Origin of the sequence: uncultured Psychrobacter sp. (assembly GCF_947500265.1) — a bacterium.
Lineage (GTDB): Bacteria > Pseudomonadota > Gammaproteobacteria > Pseudomonadales > Moraxellaceae > Psychrobacter.
Map to the genome: position 1 here is coordinate 544,853 of NZ_CANMRN010000001.1, position 21,409 is coordinate 566,261.

At 43.7% G+C, this 21,409-nt stretch carries 22 protein-coding genes; 7 read left to right on the top strand and 15 right to left on the bottom strand.

Annotation, left to right across the window (positions count from 1 at the left end):
- Nucleotides 1-26: 26 nt before the first annotated feature.
- Nucleotides 27-1,328 (bottom strand): AarF/ABC1/UbiB kinase family protein, encoded by a 1,302-nt coding sequence (locus Q0788_RS02275; RefSeq protein WP_298807573.1) that lies wholly within the window; start codon nt 1,326-1,328, stop codon nt 27-29.
- Nucleotides 1,329-1,451: 123 nt separating this feature from the next.
- Nucleotides 1,452-1,988: a type II 3-dehydroquinate dehydratase gene (gene aroQ / locus Q0788_RS02280; protein WP_298807575.1), complete on the bottom strand. Its 537-nt coding sequence runs from the start codon at nt 1,986-1,988 to the stop codon at nt 1,452-1,454.
- 446 nt (nt 1,989-2,434) lie between these two features.
- Between aroQ and Q0788_RS02285 the strand changes: the two genes are divergently transcribed.
- Both Q0788_RS02285 and Q0788_RS02290 read left to right on the top strand, forming a co-directional pair.
- The gene (locus Q0788_RS02285; protein ID WP_057760416.1) at nt 2,435-2,650 is read left to right on the top strand and encodes a cold-shock protein; all 216 of its coding nucleotides are present in this window, start codon (nt 2,435-2,437) and stop codon (nt 2,648-2,650) included.
- A gap of 290 nt (nt 2,651-2,940) precedes the next feature.
- Nucleotides 2,941-4,095 (top strand): DEAD/DEAH box helicase, encoded by a 1,155-nt coding sequence (locus tag Q0788_RS02290; RefSeq protein WP_102091784.1) that lies wholly within the window; start codon nt 2,941-2,943, stop codon nt 4,093-4,095.
- A 107-nt stretch (nt 4,096-4,202) separates the two neighbouring features.
- Here Q0788_RS02290 and Q0788_RS02295 read toward each other — a convergent pair whose 3' ends face one another.
- The 7 genes from Q0788_RS02295 to Q0788_RS02325 form a co-directional block, all read right to left on the bottom strand.
- Nucleotides 4,203-5,102, bottom strand: a complete 900-nt coding sequence (locus Q0788_RS02295) for a sulfite exporter TauE/SafE family protein (RefSeq protein WP_102091785.1) — start codon at nt 5,100-5,102, stop codon at nt 4,203-4,205.
- Nucleotides 5,103-5,199: 97 nt separating this feature from the next.
- Nucleotides 5,200-5,460 (bottom strand): cbb3-type cytochrome oxidase assembly protein CcoS, encoded by a 261-nt coding sequence (gene ccoS, locus Q0788_RS02300; RefSeq protein ID WP_298807580.1) that lies wholly within the window; start codon nt 5,458-5,460, stop codon nt 5,200-5,202.
- 115 nt (nt 5,461-5,575) lie between these two features.
- The gene (locus Q0788_RS02305; RefSeq protein WP_298807582.1) at nt 5,576-6,304 is read right to left on the bottom strand and encodes a YdcF family protein; all 729 of its coding nucleotides are present in this window, start codon (nt 6,302-6,304) and stop codon (nt 5,576-5,578) included.
- A 49-nt stretch (nt 6,305-6,353) separates the two neighbouring features.
- Nucleotides 6,354-7,394 carry a UDP-N-acetylmuramate dehydrogenase gene (murB, locus tag Q0788_RS02310; protein ID WP_298807675.1) on the bottom strand — a complete coding sequence of 347 codons (1,041 nt, stop codon included), beginning with the start codon at nt 7,392-7,394 and terminating at the stop codon, nt 6,354-6,356.
- A 315-nt stretch (nt 7,395-7,709) separates the two neighbouring features.
- Nucleotides 7,710-8,207: a low molecular weight protein-tyrosine-phosphatase gene (locus Q0788_RS02315; RefSeq protein ID WP_114700090.1), complete on the bottom strand. Its 498-nt coding sequence runs from the start codon at nt 8,205-8,207 to the stop codon at nt 7,710-7,712.
- 207 nt (nt 8,208-8,414) lie between these two features.
- Complete coding sequence (locus Q0788_RS02320; protein WP_102091790.1) at nt 8,415-8,837, bottom strand: S4 domain-containing protein; 423 nt, start codon at nt 8,835-8,837, stop codon at nt 8,415-8,417.
- A 98-nt stretch (nt 8,838-8,935) separates the two neighbouring features.
- Nucleotides 8,936-9,040: an excalibur calcium-binding domain-containing protein gene (locus Q0788_RS02325; RefSeq protein ID WP_201579448.1), complete on the bottom strand. Its 105-nt coding sequence runs from the start codon at nt 9,038-9,040 to the stop codon at nt 8,936-8,938.
- Between Q0788_RS02325 and Q0788_RS02330 the strand changes: the two genes are divergently transcribed.
- Entirely contained in the window at nt 9,018-9,239 is a 222-nt protein-coding gene (locus Q0788_RS02330; protein WP_298807682.1) for a hypothetical protein, read from the top strand. The two genes, Q0788_RS02325 and Q0788_RS02330, sit on opposite strands and share 23 nt — an antisense overlap.
- 188 nt (nt 9,240-9,427) lie before the next feature.
- Here the strand turns inward: Q0788_RS02330 and ilvA are convergent, their stop codons facing one another.
- Nucleotides 9,428-10,981, bottom strand: a complete 1,554-nt coding sequence (gene ilvA / locus Q0788_RS02335; protein ID WP_101205019.1) for a threonine ammonia-lyase, biosynthetic — start codon at nt 10,979-10,981, stop codon at nt 9,428-9,430.
- Nucleotides 10,982-11,287: 306 nt separating this feature from the next.
- Between ilvA and rpiA the strand changes: the two genes are divergently transcribed.
- Complete coding sequence (gene rpiA / locus Q0788_RS02340) at nt 11,288-11,947, top strand: ribose-5-phosphate isomerase RpiA (protein WP_057760400.1); 660 nt, start codon at nt 11,288-11,290, stop codon at nt 11,945-11,947.
- A 136-nt stretch (nt 11,948-12,083) separates the two neighbouring features.
- On the opposite strand, the gene argF is transcribed toward rpiA, so the two are convergent.
- The 3 genes from argF to dnaB form a co-directional block, all read right to left on the bottom strand.
- Entirely contained in the window at nt 12,084-13,007 is a 924-nt protein-coding gene (gene argF / locus Q0788_RS02345) for an ornithine carbamoyltransferase (RefSeq protein WP_057760398.1), read from the bottom strand.
- 217 nt (nt 13,008-13,224) lie between these two features.
- Nucleotides 13,225-14,331, bottom strand: coding sequence for an alanine racemase (gene alr, locus Q0788_RS02350; RefSeq protein ID WP_298807586.1), 1,107 nt, complete (start codon nt 14,329-14,331; stop codon nt 13,225-13,227).
- Between the two features lie 179 nt (nt 14,332-14,510).
- Nucleotides 14,511-15,914: a replicative DNA helicase gene (gene dnaB, locus Q0788_RS02355; RefSeq protein WP_298807588.1), complete on the bottom strand. Its 1,404-nt coding sequence runs from the start codon at nt 15,912-15,914 to the stop codon at nt 14,511-14,513.
- A 298-nt stretch (nt 15,915-16,212) separates the two neighbouring features.
- On the opposite strand from dnaB, the gene pdxA reads away from it, so the two are divergent.
- Nucleotides 16,213-17,313, top strand: a complete 1,101-nt coding sequence (gene pdxA / locus Q0788_RS02360; protein WP_298807591.1) for a 4-hydroxythreonine-4-phosphate dehydrogenase PdxA — start codon at nt 16,213-16,215, stop codon at nt 17,311-17,313.
- Between the two features lie 161 nt (nt 17,314-17,474).
- On the opposite strand, the gene Q0788_RS02365 is transcribed toward pdxA, so the two are convergent.
- Nucleotides 17,475-18,254 (bottom strand): transglutaminase family protein, encoded by a 780-nt coding sequence (locus Q0788_RS02365; protein WP_298807592.1) that lies wholly within the window; start codon nt 18,252-18,254, stop codon nt 17,475-17,477.
- A gap of 515 nt (nt 18,255-18,769) precedes the next feature.
- Between Q0788_RS02365 and rsmA the strand changes: the two genes are divergently transcribed.
- Both rsmA and Q0788_RS02375 read left to right on the top strand, forming a co-directional pair.
- Complete coding sequence (gene rsmA / locus Q0788_RS02370) at nt 18,770-19,633, top strand: 16S rRNA (adenine(1518)-N(6)/adenine(1519)-N(6))-dimethyltransferase RsmA (RefSeq protein WP_298807593.1); 864 nt, start codon at nt 18,770-18,772, stop codon at nt 19,631-19,633.
- 141 nt (nt 19,634-19,774) lie between these two features.
- Nucleotides 19,775-20,611 carry a symmetrical bis(5'-nucleosyl)-tetraphosphatase gene (locus Q0788_RS02375; protein ID WP_298807595.1) on the top strand — a complete coding sequence of 279 codons (837 nt, stop codon included), beginning with the start codon at nt 19,775-19,777 and terminating at the stop codon, nt 20,609-20,611.
- A gap of 163 nt (nt 20,612-20,774) precedes the next feature.
- On the opposite strand, the gene Q0788_RS02380 is transcribed toward Q0788_RS02375, so the two are convergent.
- Nucleotides 20,775-21,305, bottom strand: coding sequence for an ankyrin repeat domain-containing protein (locus Q0788_RS02380; protein WP_194363066.1), 531 nt, complete (start codon nt 21,303-21,305; stop codon nt 20,775-20,777).
- Nucleotides 21,306-21,409: the final 104 nt, after the last annotated feature.

Genomic DNA, 21,409 nt, shown 5'->3' on the forward strand with positions numbered 1-21,409 from the left:
TTTAATCATGACAGTCAACATACCTACTACGCGTCGATATATTTATCAACCAGTGGTGACAGGTCGATCTCGACGCCTAGATTGACCAGATTCCAGTATTGTCCTGATACAGTACGATCTAGCATCATAGTGGTGGCTGAGGGTTGAAACTGACCGAAGTACTTCAAAGACGTACGCATCTGTGCGATTGCCTCGTGATGGACTTGGCTACTCCCAAAATCAAATTCGCCTTCTTGATAGGGGTTAATGGATAAAGGTTTTAGACCGATTGATAGCCACTTTTCATAAAACTCACCAGGGATGTTCTTATCATCTTCGCGGCGAATATCTAGGGCAATCAAATCCTGTTCAAGTGCAGTGACGTCACCTCTTAATGCATGTTTGACAAAGCGTTTGAATAGCTGCACTTCGCTATCACTATAACTGCGGATACCACCAAAATCATAAGCCACGACGCTACCGTCATGACGGAACGCAAAGTTACCTGGATGAGGGTCGCAGTGCATACGGTACAACCCAAACAGCTGCCCTGCGGTAAAATGAAACAGACGCTCTGCTATTTTTTGTTTGACGTCATTGTCCCACGTCGCGGCGACAGTCAATGTCTCTCCCATCTCTTCGGTCAGCGTTAAAATCCGTCTAGAAGAATGGCTGCTAATCACTTTGGGAATAATAAGGCCTTCATCTTCTGCATGAAAAGCGCCGAATACGCGTAAGTTATGAGCTTCTTTGACATAGTCCAATTCATCGTGCAGGCTCTGGCGAATCTCATTAAAAAGCTGTTCTTGTAGTTGCTTACTCATATTGAGCACGCCAGCGATTTTTAATGCCATACGTACTTGTTTGAGATCGCTATCGCAGTTTTCATCGACATCAGGATACTGGACTTTGACCACTACTCTTTGACCCGATGGCAACGTCGCTTTGTGCACTTGTCCAATGGATGCTGCGGCAAAAGGTGTCTCTTCAAACTCGCTGAATAATTCTAAGATCGGCGCTTTTAGCTCACGTTCAACTTGGGCTTGTATCTGCGCATACGGCATTGGCGGCGCATCTTTCTGTAGCTTTTCGAGCGCTGACGCAACCTCAGGCGGGAATACATCCTTATATTGTGAAGCAATCTGACCGACCTTCATTACCGCGCCTTTCATTTCACCCAACGTTTCGGCAATTTGAACGCCCACGTCTTGCATCAGATCTGAGCGAGCTTGCAGACGTTTTTCTTCGTCACTTGAGAGATGCTTAAATGAGTTTTTAGCGGCTTTGCCAGCAATACTCGCTGTCATGCCAGCGAGTTTCATAAAGCGTTTTCCGGACGATTTTGCCATTCATGTCACCGTATAATGGGTTGTTTGCTCAGTCGTAATTCTATTATTTTAATTGCAAGATTACTGTTTGACTAATGTGTGAAAACGCGAGTAATTATTTATAAAAAAGTAAGCGCAGTAATATCATTTGCTTGTGTCAACTGCATACATATTGCTCAACCAGTAATCAAGCGCCATTTGATAGCCCAATTGTCCCAAGCCGCAAATAACACCGACCGCAACGTCACTTAGATATGAATGATGACGGAAAGGCTCACGGGCATGAACATTGGATAAATGTACTTCTATAAATGGTTTTTGGGTGGCCAATAGCGCATCGCGTAGAGCCACTGAAGTATGCGTAAAGGCAGCCGGATTGATGATGATAGCATCGACTTGAGCAGATTTGTCTGCCAATAATCCATGATGCTGAATATCATCTACTAGCTTACCTTCATGGTTGGACTGTATACATATTAACTCTACACCGTGGCGAGCGGCGTGCTCAACTAGTTGCTTTTCTATATCAGCAAGTGTCGTATGACCATAAATGTGCGGTTCCCGCTTGCCTAGTAAATTCAGATTTACCCCATTTACTAGTAGTAGTTTATGAGTCAGTATTTGATTTGAATTTTCGTTAGTCGATTGTTTAGCTGCTTTTATCGAAGTAGAGGAGGTCATAATGGTCTCGGTAACTATTGAGAGATGTTAATAATTTATAATAATATATGAATAATTTAAGGCGCGAGCTGCCAAGCTAAATTGGCTTCAACGCATTTTGCTCTTTATCATAACAGCTTGCCAGCTAGGTTATAAAAATTTGTCTAAAAAAATTATCTAGATATCAAAAAGCATATTAAAAGTCTTTATGTTGCTAAAAACCCGTGCTATGATATTTTTTATGCAATAAATATTGCAAGTTTGTTGCTATCATCAAATTTCATGACGATAAGTGCGTTTGGCGAATTCGTTATAGAAGCACTATGTAGGTAATTAAAGCACTATATATATGATGATAAGTAGAGTAGTAATACTCTTAATTTTTGATTTCATAATCTTAGACCCTGTTTATATGCAATGTCGCAAAGGAAGCTAGGGCTAAGCGGACTTTTTTAGGAAGTAATATTATGTCAGCTCGTGAGCAAGGTATCGTTAAGTGGTTTAATGACTCAAAAGGCTTTGGTTTCATTCAACGTGACAGCGGAGAAGATATTTTTGTCCATTTCCGCGCGATTCAGGGTGATGGCTATCGTTCTCTAAAGGATGGCGAAAAAGTTGAGTTCAGCGTAGTAGAAGGTGACAAAGGTCTGCAAGCTGAAGAAGTCAGAAAGATAGAAGAGTAATTTACTCAGGCATTAGAGCGGTTTAGTTATAATGTCTGTACAAACTACTGATATACTACTGAGTCAAGCCCATCTTATCTTACCTATGTTGAGTGAACTGCAGCATATTTGGTAAGATTGGATTTGGGCTTGGCTTTTTTTATGCCTACATTTCTTATGGTTTTCCGCAGACTCGATAAGGCTACTTTTACTGATTACGGTTTAAATGCTGCATTTGATACTATAAAGGTTGATTTTGAACCTATTTATAATTAATAAAATACGAGCAATTCATTTAAAAGGATATTTTTTTGAGCAATTTTACAACGTTTACCGATTTGCCACTTTCAACAGCGACCCTGCGTGCAGTAAGTGATCTAGGTTTTACTGAATTGACGCCCATTCAAGCAAAGATACTACCGCATACATTGGCACATCAAGATGCTATCGGACAAGCACAAACGGGCACAGGGAAAACAGCGACTTTTCTACTGACTATTATGGAAGCCTTGCTTAAGCGTCCATTTACCAACGACGAAGAGCGCTATCTTGGTGAGCCGCGCGCTGTGGTCATGGCGCCAACTCGCGAACTGGCTCAGCAAATATTTGATGACTGTATTGCATTAACCAAATATACCTCGCTACATAGCGTCTGTATTATGGGCGGTACTAACTATGAAACTCAGCAGCACGAGCTTGAACGTCAATACGTTGATATCTTGGTAGCGACGCCTGGCCGTCTAATTGATCTTGCTAACAAAGGCATGGTCTATCTAGATAGAGTAGAGGTGTTGGTGCTCGATGAAGCCGATCGTATGCTAGATATGGGGTTCATTCCTGATATCAAACGCCTAGTTGGTCGAATGCCTGCCAATACCGATCGTCAAAGCTTGCTGTTTTCTGCAACCTTTAACCAAGATGTGATGAATTTAGCCTATCGTTGGTTACATGAGCCTCAGTTTGTTGAAATTGAGCCTGAACACAAGACCAGCGAGTTAGTAGATCAACATTTTTATTTGCTGACAGAAGATCAAAAGCTGGACGCCTTGCAGCGTATTATCAGTGATGAAGCAGTAGAGAAGGTCATCGTCTTTGCCAATCGTAAAGATCAAGTAAAGCGTCTGTATCACAAGCTGCGTCAAGCGCATAATATTGTGATGCTCTCAGGCGATGTCATTCAGCAAAAACGTGAGAAATACTTACAGCGCTTTAAAGATGGTCACGCGTCTATCTTGGTGGCGACAGATGTAGCAGGGCGCGGTATCCATGTCGATGATATCAGTCATGTGGTTAACTTTACTTTGCCTGATCAGCCAGATGATTATGTGCATCGCATTGGACGTACGGGCCGTGCGGGCCAGACAGGTATTAGTATCAGCTTTGTGAGTGAGGATGATGCTTTTAATATACCGGCATTAGAGAAGCATTTAGAAACCAAGTTTACGCTTGAGCAATGGCAGGAATAATTGCTATAAACTGAGCATTATTCAAAAAATAAAAGCCCTCAATATCGAAAATGGTATTGAGGGCTTTTTTATATGCTAAGTGTTAATAGTATCTGTTACCGATAATTTTATTGAGCGTGTTCCATCATCTCAGTATGCTCATGGTGATTCATGTCCACTGATTCATCACTCATGTCATTCATACTATGATCCATATGGTCGTCCATATCCTGCATGTTGTGATCCATGTCTGCTGCCATATCCGTATCATGATTCATTTGGCTCATGTCGTGAGAGTCCATATCAGACATCATAGCAGTGTGGCTACCATGATTCATCTCACCATGGCCGCCATGCATATTTGCCATGACCATCGGCACGACCGCTACTGCCAAACCTGATATCACCATAACCGCACCGTTTAGCTGTCTTAGGCGAAAACGTCCGATCTTATCACGTAGCCAACCGACCGTTTCATGCGTCGCAACCAACATCGGTATGGTTCCTAGACCAAAGACAAACATCAATGCAGCACCGCTTAATGGATTATGAGCAACGACGGCAATCAGTAGAGCGCCATATACCAAACCACAAGGCAAAAATCCCCAAAGCAAACCTGCTGTTAGTGCTCGCGGAAAAGTATTGAGTGGAAATACCTTTTGACGCAATGGGCTAAGATACTGCCAAAAGCGCATACCAAAACGTTCAAGCTTAGTCAAAAACGGCGCACCAAGCATCGTCACACCGACGAATACCAGTACCAATCCTAATAAAATACGCGGTGTACTATTACCCATCATCAATGGCTTTAATACAGTAATACCGATAAGCCCTGCGATTAAACCCAATAATGCGTAACTCGTTAAACGCCCAAGATGATAAGTGGCCACCAAAGCACGACGTTTGGCGGGGCTGACATCTTTCATAGATAGGCCAAACGCGGTCACCAGACCGCCACACATGCCTAAACAATGTGGTGAACCAAAGAATCCCATTAGTAATGCCGCCACAAGTAAGGCGATGGTCATGAATGCGTCTCCTAAGAATGGTAAAGGGCGAACTTGCTATTGCTGAATTATTTAATAAAACGGCACCAATAAATTACGCATTTATAAGGTAGATAAATTAGATGTTTGAATCTTTATTTATCTCAGAGTTATCGTTATTTCCATCAGTTGCCGCTGTTTTATCTTTTTGCTGGGTAGGTGCTGAGCGTTCATGAGCCTGCATGGTTTGGCGGCGTTCTTGACGGTCATCCAATATAATACGCTGTGATGCATTGTCCAGATCTTCGAATTGATTTGACTTGACCGCATAACGCACTGCCCAAATAGCAACCACAAACAGCATGAGACTTAATGGAATTAATAAAAATATACTGAGCATGGCAAATCTCTTAAATAGCAGTGTCTCTTATTATTATACACCCATCACAAATGTAGTGGATGTTCGGTAGCATTTAGAATGCGTCTCTCAATAGTATCGTATATATCTTTAACGTTTATTCGTCAGAGTTTTTTGCGGCATTGCCTCTTGGGGTCAATAGCTGCTGTGAGGTTACGTCATTGGCATGGCGGCAGTCCATTTGGGGACGTATCACATCGCGCAAGTAGGCTGCAACCTCATAGACAGCGCGCCTTGAGTGACTTAAGTTGTGCGCAGGCTTCATCCAGTCGCGTCTCACAGGCAATGGCGCAGGAAGTGGTGTGCTATTGATACCATTTAAGGCAAACTGTCTGCGTGCACGCGCCATATGATAGCTATCAGTAATCAGATATACATGGCGTAGCGGAATGCGTTTGGCCGTAAAACGGGCGTTTTCACATGTATTCATGCTGGCATTTTCACTGATCAGTCCATCGATACCGTGTTCCATCAACCATTGACCGAGCCATGGGGCTTCAGCGCCACTCAGTACGATCGGTAGGGGTAAGTCATGGTAAGCGCCTGCAGCGGTACGCGCGCGATTGAGGCTATAGCGATTTAGGATAATTTGGTTGTTATGGTCGTTGGTCAGACCGCCGCCTAGGACTACATATGCGGTAGGCGGTGAGCTCATGGCAGCAGCAGGCATATCAGGTAGCGGCAGTAGAGAAAAGATATAAACAATTGCTTGCGAAAACAACGGAGTAAATAGGCTAATAATCACTAAAATGACAGACGTAGAGCCTAGTATAAAAGTAATATTGATAATGCGAAAAAGCGTCACCATGCGTTCAGAAAACCGCAAGTAATATCGCCATAATCGTTTAGATAATAGCCGCTTAGACCATGATTTTTTAGGCCACATGCTCAGCATATCCAATTGAGCCATCAGCATTTACCCAGACTGGCTCACGTGACAATTGAATGGCAAATTTTTCATAGACAGTAGCAGCGATATATTTCTGCGCTATGGCTACATCCTTTTGCGTGGCTCGCTGAGGCGTATGGTTAGTCAATACTAGTGCTTGCTGCTTATGCGTAAAAATAGGTGCAATGCCGCCGCCTTTTAACCCTGCTTGCTCAATGAGCCAACCAGCCGCAACCTTTACCATTGCATTAGGCATCGCATAACCAACGATAGCTGGATAAGTTGCTTGCAGCGCTGTGAACTGCTCCTGAGCGATAATAGGGTTTTGAAAAAAACTGCCACAATTAGGTAGCTGCTTCGGGTCTGGCAGCTTTTGTTGTCTAATATCTATAATGGCTTGCATAACGTCAGCAGGCGTCGCTTGCTCGCGCCCTTGTTGCTCCGCATAGCGCTGCGCCACAGTCTGTACATCGCCATAACTGGCTAGAATGTTAGCAGGATCAGTATGTAGTCTGAAACCTACACGACTAATCAGCCAAGTGTTTGGTGTGCGCTTAAAAATACTGTCACGATAGCCAAATTGGCAATCAGCAGCTGATAAATGGTGCCAAGTTTTTGTCGGCAAATGATAGGCGCGTACATACTGTAAGCGGTCTTCTAATTGTACGCCGTATGCACCGATATTTTGTATGGGTGCTGCACCCGTCAGACCCGGTATTAGTGCAAGGTTTTCCAATCCATACCAACCTTGATTGACCGTATGTACGACCAAATCATGCCAGTTCTCGCCAGCCATTACTTCGATATCAACATAATCGTCAGTTTGTTCGGTCAGATGAATACCACGCATCTTTGGCTGCAATACTATGGCTTTTAACGCGGCAGGCAATAAAACATTACTACCGCCAGACAACACAAACAAGGGCAATTTGTCTGCTGTATCTTCTATATAAGTTGCCATAAAACTGTCAAGCTGCGCCTCATTCTCTAACGTCACTACAGAGTCAGCAACACAGGCCAATGCCATAGTATTGTCGTGTGACAAGTCGATTGAATCATTGACTACGGCAGTCGCTGAATCATTCGAAACATCAGAGCTGATGGTAGACTGAGCACTGTGGTCAAGGCGTGAAGCTTGGGTCATAACATAGCCTATGTGGCAAAAGGATAATAAATGATAAGGTAGTTATAGTTGATTCAATTTAAAAGAGATACAAGGCAACTGAGTGCAGACGTAACTGTGATACTTCAAGCGAGGTTAACGCTGTAGCTCTTTTATAGAGGATTAACCATATTATAGAGGATACCGGATGCAAGAGTAGCAGAAATATAGACGTTATGGCTAGCAGGCTTTCCAGCTTTCTATCCAAGCTTGAGCGCTTGATTCGATACGTTCGATCACTTCTTCGAAGTCATCGTTATCGCCCTTATAGGGATCTGGCACATCGCTGCCGCAGTAGGTAGGGTCTTCTTCACTGAATAGGGCTAGTGTTGCCAAATTATCTTCTGACTCTGTAATGCTGTCTTTGATCGCTTGCAGATCAGCTAGATTTTGTGAATCCATGGCTAATATTAAATCAAAATCACGAAAGTCATTGGCACTGACTTGACGAGCGACCAGCTTATTAATTTTATAGCCGTGTGACTTAGCATGACGTTGCGAGCGAGCGTCAGGCGCACTGCCAACGTGCCAATCACTGGTGCCTGCTGAATCTACTTTTATGGACAGTCCAGCAATCGCTGCTTGCTGCCGGAAAACTTCTTCAGCGGTAGGGGAGCGGCAGATATTTCCTAAACATACCAATAATACAGACGAGGGAGTACAGGCTTTCATCAGCATAATATGACCTTCTATAACAAAAAAAACATGCTATAAGAGACCGGCATTGTTAATGCGGCTTTTATTAGCATGCAATCGATTGAATCAGCTGCTAGCGTAACGCTTAATGCTTGGAATGGCAAGGATAGAGACTAAACAATAGCGTCATTTAACAATGAAAATTTGGCCATATGATGCATGGCCAAAAGGTGAGATAGTGAAACGGTTTTAATCTTGATTACTTTTGAAACGCTGTAGATCGCGTCGCTCTTTTTTGTTGGGCTTGTTGTCAGGACGAGCAAGATTAGCCAGTTTTCGCTGTTCGGCATAGTAAGCACGGCGCGTCTCGCTCTCTTTAGTCTCTGAATATAGTACCTCAGCGGCGGTCGCATTGCCACGCTGTGCAGATAGCGCCTCAACAACGACCGTCTTTTCGGTCATAGCGGTCGCTGAGCCTTGACGAATGGTTAGCTCATCTCCGACTGAAATCTCTTTACTGGTTTTTACCCGGCTACCAGCATAGTGCACGCGTCCACTTTCAATTGCTTGTTTGGCAAGGGTGCGTGTACGATAAAACCTAGCTGCCCATAGCCATTTATCAAGACGGATTTTCACCAAACCTTGGTTATTATCATCAGTATTTTTCTTCATAAGCGTCACTCTGCATTCGTTTTTATATTAAATCATAGTTTTATATAAACAATATTAGGGCAACTTTAATATTTGCAAATAGATTTGATGACTGTGGGTTAGTTGCACCATTGTTGTTCACAAGGTACACCATCGTGGTTACCATCCATTTTGGTATTGGGACAGTAGTTTGTAAAATAGGTGGCTTCTGCACAGGATGTCATTTGTGAGCAATGTGTTCTGCCGTCACATGAAAAGCTTGAGGCCGGTTGTGTCGATAAGACTGGAGTTGCAGTTGGCGCTGATGTTGAAGTGGTACCTAAATCAACGTATGTCGGCGGTATGTCATCAATGTTATCGACGTCAGTAGAAGTAAGAGTAGGTCGCGTTACGATATCAGCCGCTGCATTGGTTGCAGGTTGATGTACCGTGTTTTTAGGTTGAAGGACTCTATAACCTATAAGCACGAAAATCAGACAGGTCAATATCACTAATACTTTGTTTATCACTGTGCCATACCTGCCAGCTCATAATTATTATTAATATGAAAATGGCAGTTTTCAATCGACTTAAAAACTGCCATTAGGTAAGAAATATGATATCTATTTTTACTATCTCAAAAACAACTGATAGCCAATGTTGTCATTGACCGTAGCACAGTCATAACCAATATCTAAAAGCGCGTCTTGTAACTGACGAGAATTGCCTTCAGAGGCCTGCAGGCCAACCAGTACACGACCTTCAGCAGCCCCATGGTTGCGGTAATGGAATAAAGTAATATTGAAGTCATCACCCAACTTTTCTAAGAATGTTAGCAATGCGCCTGGACGTTCTGGGAATACCACTTGTAGCAATTGCTCGTTTTCGACATGAGCATGACCACCAATCAAGTGACGGATATGTGATTTGGCGATATCATCATCAGTCAGGTCGTGAGCAGTGTAGCCATCGTCTGACAATTGGTTACTGATGGTTTGACGCTCTTTTTCGCCTTCTTTTAAAGCAATACCGACGAAGATTGAAGCAGGCTCCATTGAGTCTGGTGACTTTTTGCTGTCAGCACGGTAGTTAAACTCTGTGATGTTACGGCCATGTAGACTACGGCAGAAGTTCAAGAAAGCGCCTGTTTGTTCAGGAATAGTAACCCCAAAGATGGCTTCTTTTTTCTCACCAATTTCAGTACGCTCAGCGATATAACGTAGGCGGTCAAAATTCATATTGGCACCGCAAATGATGCCGACGCAGTTTTTGTCTTGAATATTATTAGCTTCGATATATTTTTTCATACCAGCAACTGACAACGCACCAGCAGGCTCAACGATGCTGCGGTTTTCTTCAAAGATATCTTTGACAGCCGCACACACCTCATCATTGGTACAAGTGATCACTTCAGGCTCAACGATAGGGCCTGAGTTATCGCTTTTTTGCGTACGGACGACGTCAAAAGGCAATTCACCAATCTGTGCGACTGCCACACCATCGACGAACAATCCTACTTGCTCAAGCTTGACACGCTCACCTGTTTCAAGCGCCGCTTTTAGACAAGCTGACTGCTCGGCTTCTACCGCAATCACTTTGACATGTGGTGCAACTTCGCCTAAGAATGCGGCCACACCAGAGATTAGGCCACCACCACCAACGGCAACGAATACATAGTCCATGTTGCGCCACTGTTGGGTCAGCTCAAGACCGATGGTACCTTGTCCTGCGATGACTAGCTCATCGTCATAAGGCGGAATAAAAGTAAGGCCTTCACGTTCAGCGCGGTCAATCGCATAACGGTTTGCTTGATCAAAACTATCTCCGTGTAGATCTACATTGCCACCAAGTGCTCTTACCGCATCCACTTTGATGTCGGGAGTCGTGGTTGGCATGACGATGATGTTGTTCAGTGATAGTTTGCGCGCAGAGTAAGCCACGCCTTGCGCATGATTACCTGCCGAAGCACAAATCACACCGCGCGCTTTTTGCTCATCGCTTAACTGACTGATACGGTTATAGGCACCGCGCAATTTAAATGATTTGACCGGTTGTAAGTCTTCACGCTTAAATCGAATGTCATTGGCAAAACGTTGGGTCAGCTTGGGCGCCGTTTCAAGTGGTGTTTGAATAGCAACGTCATAGACGGTGGCTTGTAAGATGGCTCGTACCCAGTGTGACAGCATAGTAATCCCTAAACAGAGTGAATATAAAAAGTGTAGATGAATATAAAAACGAAATAGATTAGCCTATGCCGATTTTTAGTATCTTGCAAGACTCAATTGCAGTTTTCTTGGGATTTCGTGCTTGAATTTACATGAAGTGCAGGTATTTGCCTAAGTTAAGCCTTAGCTACGTACTATAAGACTCACAAATTAGCGTCATGATGCGCTAACATCCGTTAATATCATCGGTTATAATAGCCGCGCATTTTACCTCTTTTAGCCTTTTACTTTTTTTAAGACCATACGTTTATTTTCCAAGGATTTATGATGAGTGATCAGCAAGCACAAAAGCAAGCCGCGGCCAAAGCTGCTCTAAGCTATATCGAAGACGATATGATACTTGGGGTAGGGACAGGTAGTACGGTCAACTGTTTGATTGAGTTGTTGCCACAATTGAAGCTTGCTGGCGCTGTCGCTAGCTCACAGGTGACAGAAGACAAACTTCGTGCGCTTGGTATCGAAATAGTCGATTTAAACTTTGCTGGTACATTGGATGTTTATATCGATGGTGCGGATGAAGTTAACGAGCACTTGCAACTTATCAAAGGCGGCGGCGGTGCATTGACTCGCGAAAAGATTGTGGCAGCCGCTTCAAACAAGTTCGTCTGTATGGTCGATGATAGTAAAAGTGTTGATATATTAGGTCGCGCGTTTCCAGTACCGATTGAAGTATTACCACAAGCACGCTCGTATGTGGCTCGCCAATTGGCCAAATTGGGCGGTGAGCCAGTATATCGTGAAGACTTTGTCACTGATTATGGTAACGTTATCTTAGACACCTATGACTTGGATGTGAGTAATCCAATCGCGCTCGAAAAAGAGCTAAATAATATCGTAGGTGTGGTTTGTAATGGTATCTTTGCAGCAAACCAAGCAGATGTTCTGCTAAAAGCAGGTGCTAATGGGGTGACAACGCTCACGCGTTAATCTATCTCTAAATCATTTGTATAAACAAAAAAGCCGTCCAGATCTGGACGGCTTTTTTATTTAGGAACTTATTTAGGAGTTTGTTAGCAAGTTATTTTACTATTGATCTCACTGTCTTTTTATAGAATAGCCTAAGTTATGCAGGTAACTTGATTTTGTCTTTAAGTAAAAACTCCATCAATGCTTTTTGTGCATGTAAGCGGTTTTCAGCTTCGTCCCATACGACAGAGCGTGGGTCATTAAGCATATCATGAGAGATTTCTTCGCCGCGATGGGCTGGCAAGCAGTGCATAAATACCACTTCAGGGTCGGCCTTGTCTAATAGAGACGGCGTCACTTGATAAGGAGCAAAACGACGTGCACGCGTATTTTGCTCGGATTCTTGACCCATACTTGCCCACACATCGGTGACAATTAAGTTAGAATCTTTTGCCGCGTCTTGTACGTTTTCTACCAGACTGACGCAGTGTGAAAAGCGTTCCATAAGTTTCGGATCAGGCTCAAACCCATAAGGTGCTGCGACACGTAATTCAAAACCAAACTGATTGGCAGCTTGCATAAATGATGAGCACATATTGTTGCCATCACCGACCCACGTGACGATTTTATTTTCGATACTACCACGATGCTCGTAATAGGTTTGCATATCAGCGAGCAACTGGCAAGGATGATAGTCATCGGTCAACGCATTGATAATCGGTACGCTTGAGTATTCAGCAAAGGTTTCAACTTTTTCGTGCCCGAAGGTACGAATCATAATGATATCAACCATGCTAGAAATCACGCGTGCTGAATCTTCTAGTGGCTCGCCGCGACCGAGCTGCGTATCGTTTGGTGATAAAAAGATGGCGTTACCACCAAATTGACCCATGCCTGTCTCAAATGAGATACGGGTACGCGTTGAAGATTTTTCAAATATCATGCCAAGCGTACGACCAACAAAAGGCTGATATATCTCGCCTGCGTGTTGCATCTTACGCAATTCGCTTGCGCGTTTGATTAAGTTTTCTAGTTCTTGTTTGGTTAAATCAGATAAGGTCAAAAAATGGCGCAAACTCATAGTAATCCTAGCAGTCGATCGCAGTCAGTGAAACGTCATCAGTCTTCAATAGCATCGCGTCAGTGCGTATACTGGGTTGACAACAAACTTTTAGTATAGCGTATTTACTTTCAATGTAAACGTTCATTTTTATCAAGATCAAATGGCTTGTTAAATAGACCGAAATCACATTAGCAAGCCATGATATCTTGTATGCTAATGACTGTGCCGTTAATGATTATGCCTGTGTACGGTTTGGACGTATGCTAAGGCGACATAATAGCTCATAGCTAATCGTCCCAGCATGACCTGCGACTTCATCGACACGCGGCGCATCGCCCCAGAGCATGACCTTGCTATCTATAGCAAGACTCTCAGGTGCGCTACTGATATCAATAACAATCATATCCATAGCCACACGCCCAATCACTGGGCAGCGGTAGCCTTGATTGTCATTAGCATCCATGACAGTGACATAAGCCTCATCCGTGACCACACGTGGGTAGCCATCGCCATATCCAACGCTGACCAACGCCGTTCTGGTGTCTTGCTGCGCACGCCAGCGGCTACCATAGCCGATCGCATCATTCGCGCTAACGGTTTGTAGAGCAATGATTTGAGCACTAAATTCCATCGCAGGCTGCAAGTCTAATTCTTGTGCGCTTTTATCAACCACAGGCGAGCTACCATATAAGATAATGCCTGGACGTACCCAGTCATAATGGTACTCTGGGAAGTTGACGATACCAGCAGAGTTGCATAACGAACCTTGGATATCTGGACTAATGGTGTCTTTCAAAGTAGCCAGTACGCTTGAGAAACGCTCAATCTGCATCGCATTTAATGGGTGATCGTGGTCGTCAGCATTGGCAAAATGCGTGGCTAGGATCAGCTGATAACCTGCTTCATGTAGGCGTTTTGCTGCTGATAGCACACCTTCAGCGTTAAAACCCAAACGGTTCATACCTGTATTGTATTTGAGCCAAGTCACTCTAGTTGCACTGCCAGCTGGCGGGACATTTTGCAGGGCCCATTCTAGCTGTGGTCCGTGGTGAATCACGCAGCTAATCTCATGATCAATCGCTTGCTGCCACTCATCAGCGGTAAATGCACCTTCTACTAGACCGATGGTTTTCTCCCAACCTAACTGTCTGGCTTCTAGCGCTTCAGTCAACGTAGCGACACCGATACCATCTGCTTGCTGCAGGGCTGGCAAGACCGCCGCCACGCCATGCCCGTAAGCATTGGATTTGACCATAGCCAATACCTTAGACTGAGGTGCTCGTTGTTTGACTTGATTTAGGTTATGAGTAAGGGCTTTTGGTTTTATAGTAATTGTGCGCATAATCGCCTTCTGTATGAGTAGAATTATGAAGTTATAAAGCCAGTACTGCATCGATTGGGTTGATGCGGTACTGGCTATTGTGCTAAAAACTGGTTACGTAAAATTATTTATTAACCTATGATTAAACCTGAGTTTATATAAGGCTTAGTCTTGATTAAGCTTAAATTTTATAAGGTTGGTTACTCATCATTCTCAAAACTCACACCTTGGTAGTACTCTGGCGTTAGATTAATAAAGCGGGTAAATTGACCTTCAAAGCCTAGACGAATAGTACCGATAGGGCCGTTACGTTGTTTACCAATGATGATTTCAGCCACGCCTTTGTGGTCTGAGTTTTCATTATAAACCTCATCACGATAGATGAACATAATCAAATCGGCATCCTGCTCAATCGCACCAGATTCACGTAGATCCGACATGATAGGGCGTTTATTTGGACGGTTCTCTAGACTACGGTTAAGCTGTGATAACGCAATCACTGGACATTCAAGCTCACGTGCTAGTGCCTTCAGACTACGAGAAATCTCAGAAATCTCGCCAACACGGTTACCATCTAAGCTGGGTACTTTCATCAGCTGAAGATAATCGACTACGATAGCACCCAAGCGACCGTCATGGTTTTTGGCAATACGGCGGCAGCGAGAACGCATCTCAGACGGCGGTAGGGCGGTACTATCATCAATATACAAATGCTTTGATTGCAAATGTTGAATGGCGTTCATCATCTTTGCCCATTCATCTTCATTCATTTGCCCAGAACGCAGATGCGTCTGATTAATCGCACCCCATGAGGACAGCAGACGCATGACGATAGATTCGGCAGGCATCTCCATCGAAAACACGACTACTGGCAAATCTTCATTAAACAAAATCCCTTCTGCCAAGTTCATCGCAAAAGTGGTTTTACCCATAGAAGGACGCGCAGCGACAATAATCAAGTCACCCGCTTGCAGACCTTGCGTTTTATTATTCAGCTCGACAAATGGCGTTTGTAAACCAATCATGCCGTCAGGGTTGGATTTTAACTCTTGAATCTTATCGATAACATTGGTTAAGACAGAGGTAATACCGACAGGGCCACGCTGTTCCGCGCGTTTATTATGCTGCTCATTGATACTAAATATCTTGCCCTCGACATTGTCTAGAATGTCACTAACGCTTTGGTCTTTTGGATTATAGGCCAGTGTCAGCATGTCATTACCAGTGGTAATTAGTTGACGTAGGGTTGATAGCTCACGCACACGCTGGGCATAGGCAGTCAGGTTAAACAAAGTCGCCGGACTTTGGCTCAAAATATCGGCTAAGTAGCTGTCTCCACCTGCGCCTTTGAGGAGCTTTTGTGCCTCTAACCAGTCGTGTACCATGACGGTATCATAAGGCTCATTCACTGCCGCCAAATGGGCAATGGCATCAAAAATATATTGATGTCGCCCGGCATAAAAGTCATCTTTGGTGACAATATCGGCAATCTTGTCGTACGCCTCTTCGATACTCATCAAAGACGCGAGCAATGCCTTTTCAATATCAATATTGTGCGGCGGTGTCTGATTGAGTAAGTCGTCGGTTTTGTCGTTTTCTGCCATGAGTGCCTAATGAGTTAAAATGGGTATGGAAAAGGATGTCGATGATAGAGCAATACAAACGTAGCGCGCCTCTACGATAGAAGTACCAAAACGCGGTCTCAGGTTTGTCTGTAAATGCTACAATCAGATGCGAAAGTTTAACACATAATGTGGTTTTTTAGACTTGATAAAGAACTAAATCTGAAGTGATTGTTTTTAATGAAATAAAAAACACCATAAAGCATCTAAGTGTAAAAACTTAAAATATTAATTATAAATACAATAAAATCAATAATTTGAATAACATAAGGCTATTGTTATGACAGAAGAAAAGCGCCCACTATTAATCACGACAGGTGAGCCTGCGGGTATTGGCATGGACGTAGTACTAGGACTAGCAGCAGAGGGGAAGTTGCAAGATTTTGCTCGGCCAATTTGGGTGACTGCTGATGCGAGCGCAATGCAAGTGCGTGCCGATGAGTTGGTTAAAGCTGGTGTTTTTGAGAGTACACCTAGTTGGCATACTATCAATACAGACATAAATACCGATAATTTCGATGTTAACTTGGTAGAGCAGATATCGCAGCAAGATATAGACGCTGATAGTGCTTTTATCCTACTGAATATCCCTTGTGCCGCACCAGTTGTCTGCGGGCAAATCAATATCGCTAACTCAGCGATGGTGGCTCAGCAGTTAGATATTGCTCATAAACTGGCAATAAATAATACAGTCGCTGCCATCGTCACTGGGCCATTGCAAAAATCAGCGTTGATAGATGCTGGTATCAAGCTGTTAGACGGCACCATGTTTAGTGGTCATACTGAATTTTTTATGCAGCAAAGTGGCTGTGAAAAAGTCGTCATGATGCTGGCCAATCAAGCGATGAAAGTCGCGCTTGTCACTACGCATTTGCCATTGAAGGACATCCCTGCTGCGATTACTGCGGATAACGTACGCCAAACGGTACGAATCGTCATCGATGATATGCGAGAGAAGTTTGGTCTCACGCAGCCTCGTATCTTGGTCTGCGGCCTCAATCCACATGCAGGCGAGGGCGGGCACTTGGGAAGTGAGGAGATTGAGATTATCAATCCCGTGTTGCAAGAATTCATCGATGCAGGTGTCAATATATCAGAGGCGATGCCTGCCGATACGTTATTTACCACCAGACATTTAGCAACCTGTGATGCGGTCATTGCCATGTATCACGACCAAGGTTTACCAGTATTAAAATCGCACGGTTTTGGTGATACCGTCAATCTAACCTTAGGCTTGCCTTATATTCGTACTTCTGTCGATCATGGTACGGCGCTAGACTTGGCAGGAAACGGCGGTGCGAGTGCGACTAGCTTATATCAAGCACTAAGTATGGCTAATGAGATGGCTGATAAATCACTTATCGATGTACCTGCTGTATAAGTCAGTGCTTATAGATATTTTTCACATAGTACTTAATAATTTTATTATCAGTAATGCCTATCTAAAAAGGCAGCCGCCTAAGACGATTTAGTAAAATTTTTATCGTGCATGAGGAACAGCATCTGTCTTAAACACAGGCTCGAAAGCCTAGGATCAGGACCCTAAGCTTGTCTGGTGACGGATACCGATTGGTTGATCAGCTCCATGGATCCGAACGAGGTTAAGAACGCGACGCTGGATGCATCGGACCCAACACCGATGCGGGCCATTGTGTCGGCACCTGCCATGCCAGTCGGATCAATGAGGTGCCAGCTCCCTTCAAGATAGACCTCGGCCACGGCATGAAAGTCTTGTGGTGTCACATCGGGCGCATAAACGCTCACAAACCTAGCTGGTATCGACGACGCGCGGGCTAGTGTTACGAGAACATGCGCAAAGTCGCGGCATACGCCCTGACGTTGAGCGAAGCTGTCGAGCGCGGTGGTTTGTGCATGGCTCGATCCGGGTACATAGCTAAATGCCGACTCGATCCAGTCGCGCATCGCGGCAATCCGTGCGCCGCCAGTGAGATTGCCAAACTCGGCGTCCACAAAGGCATGGAACTGTTCTGATGGGCAATAGTGAGACGGCATTAAATGCCTGATTGTCTCTCCGGGCAAAAGGTGCAGGGGCGTTTGGGACAGTACCGATATGTCCAAGGCAGGACGGTCAACGGTGATTTCTGCGAGGTAAGTACAGCTAAAGTCCCCTTCAGCGTGAATCCAAATCCGCTCTCCTATGCCATCATCGGCGGCGACCCGTGAAAAATGCGCAACGTCTGATGTCCAAATCTCGGTCGAACGTACCCGCTGATCCGCAAGATCGGCAGCTTCAATCTGAAGTAAAAGATCCATTGGCTCTGAAAGTCGATAATGGAGGGTGACGTTAAGTTTCAGGATCATATGTGAATTCCCTAAGGGTATTTATCTGGCAGGTTGACGATCGCGTAGGGCTGAAAAGCCCCGACTATATCAGAGACTGGCTTACTGGAGTCAGACAGCAATGCCTGACAGGGTTAAATTATCATAATACCGCTTTTCAAACTCAAAAGGTGAGACATAACCAATGGCGTTATGCAGGTGGGCTTTATTAAACCTAACAATCTTTAAAAATCAATTAATTATCGATTTGGTTTTACGCCGCAATCGTTATGATGACTTTATCTTTGGTCTTGTTTCTGTCTGCTAGCGCTTGGTTTGACGCTGCCATTTAGCATCATCAGAGTTTATATTATATGGATGTAGAGGTAAAAAGTTACCGAGTCAATTGCTCGAAAGCATGGCTCGTCTGTTGATAATAATTATTCAAAAACACAGCCTAATTATGAGCTGTGGTATAATTTGTCATTATAAAGTCAGCGTATTGCTGCCATTGCATTATTATCGCCCATTTATCTTTTATACATTAAGACTCTTTTATGTCCAAAACTTCATTTGATGCTCAAACTATTTCTAACAGCTTACGTGCTGCCAAACATCAGCCGCGTAAGCGCTTTGGCCAAAACTTTTTGCATGATACTAGCGTCATTCGCGAAATCGTCGAAAGTATTCGTCTAGAGCGCGATGACAATTTGATCGAGATTGGGCCTGGTATGGGCGCATTGACCGAGCCGTTATTGGCAGAAGTAGATGCAATGACAGTCGTGGAGCTGGATCGAGATTTGGCAGATAGCTTGCGTATTCGTATCGGTGCCAATAGCCATCCAAACTTTGAGATTATCAAAGACAACGCGATGCATGTGGACTACCGTGAGCTATATAGTGAAGAGCGCGGTAAGCTGCGCGTGGTGGGTAACCTGCCGTATAACATCTCAACGCCTATCTTATTTCATCTGCTTAGCTATGCCGATGTGATTCAAGACATGCATTTCATGTTGCAAAAAGAAGTGGTCGAGCGTATCACAGCCGATGTGGGTAGCAAGACTTATGGCCGCTTATCGGTCATCATGCAATACCACTGTGATACAGATTACTTGCTGACCGTTCCTTGCGGTGCGTTTAATCCACCACCAAAGGTAACTAGTGCTGTATTCCGCCTGACGCCGCACATCAACAAACCAGTAGTCGCAAATGATGAAGAGCACTTTGCGATTGTCGTACGTGAGACTTTTAACCATCGCCGCAAGACGCTACGTGCTATCTTCAAAAAATCAACGTTGCTGCCGACATTGAGCGAAGACGATTTTGCAGCTTGTGGTATCGATCCGCAGGCACGACCTGAGACATTAAGCGTAAAAGACTTTGTGAACCTGAGCAATCATTCACAACAGCTAGACGTATAATGTATTTTTGATACATAAAAGCATGCTACTAACCGTCAATTATAATGGCGGTTTTTTATGCTTTATTTTTGTGATTAGCGCTTAAGTCTTTATTTCTTATCAAGCTGTCTTTAACTATCGTGTTTAAACCATTGAGGTATTATGAGCTTTCGCCATCAGTATGTTATCGGTGACTTGCAGGGTTGCTATGCTGCGTATCTACAATTGCTAAAAACACTGGACTTTGATCCTGCCCAAGACAAATTATGGTTTGCTGGTGATTTGGTAGCACGCGGTGAAGATTCATTGAACACACTGCGTCATGTCAAAACGTTGTGTGAGCAGGGCGCTGCGGCAACGGTATTGGGCAATCATGATCTTAATTTGATAGCAGTCTGGCGCGGGGCCGCCAAGCTTAAAAATAAAGATAAAACGGCACCTATCTTTGCTGCGGATGACTGTGATGAGTTGCTCGAATGGTTACGCAGGCAGCCGATATTAGCCTATCCTGATGAGAAAACGGTGTTGGTGCATGCGGGTATTCCACCGCATTGGAGTATTGAAGCCGCTGCAGGATATGCACAGCAATTAGAAGCTCAGCTGCAAAGTAATTTGAATCAGCTAGATCAATTGCTACCGAATCTATATAGCAAAGAAGCGGATGAATGGCATGCAGGTATCGAAGGATTTACCAAAATGCGGGCAATTGCTAATTACTTGACGCGTATGCGCTTGTGTAAGCAGGATGGGTCACTTGAGTTTAGCTTTTCAGCAGGTTTAGATGAGAATATGCCAACCGATTTTTTGCCTTGGTTTGAGTGGCAAGTACCGCGCACTCGTAAGATACTATTTGGACATTGGGCTGCGCTAAAAGGCGAGATTGATTTGCCACATGCGCGCGCACTTGACGGGGGCTGTGTGTGGGGTAATTATCTATTAGCTTATAGATTGGGGGACAGTAAGGTAATAACTTCAAGCGCACAGTGTCTGAGCCCATAAAGAGGGTTATAAGCGTCTTAATATACAAGGCTAAATAAACAGTCTGTTATAAGTGGTTCCATTATAGCAGTCTGTTTTAGATGGTCTGTTAATAGATTTGCAGGGTGAGATAGTTGGTTCCTTTGAGGTATACCTATTTTCAATCATTTCTCTTACAATTTTTTTACTCACCTGAATAATTTTCAAGCATTTGTATTAATTCTTGAAAATCAGGATGATCACCTCGAAAGCCTTTAATTGCTTCAAGTAAGTAATCTTTTCCATTATAGTAGTTAACATCCCCACCATTTTTTAACATCAGTTCTAGTACATCTAACCTATCAGGCATCAGCAAAGTCATTCTCAGAGGTATAAGGTTATCTCTATTAGGAATGTTTGGATTTGCTCCTGCTTCTAATAAGGCAATCGCCGCTTCTGCATTTTCCCCTCGCATAGCATAATGAAGTGGTGTCATGCCATAAATGTCTTGAGCATCAATAGGCACTCCTTTTTCAATAAAGAATTCAATAGTTCTTTTCGGTGGTTCATCTGGATTAAATCCCATTGAGAGCTGATGTAACCAGTTCCATTTATCAGTTGGAGCTGTTTCAAAGTAGTCCATATTATTACTTTCAAATAATTCAACAGCTTCTTTTAATTGACCTTGTTTAAAAAGCCTAAAAATTCTCATTCTTAGTTTTCTATGTTCGTCCATAATTACTCCTATTGACTTCTGTTTTTATCAAGAAACATTTGCATTTCTTCTATTAGATCATCAGGTATATTCTTACCTTGCATCTCATCAGCATGACTAATATT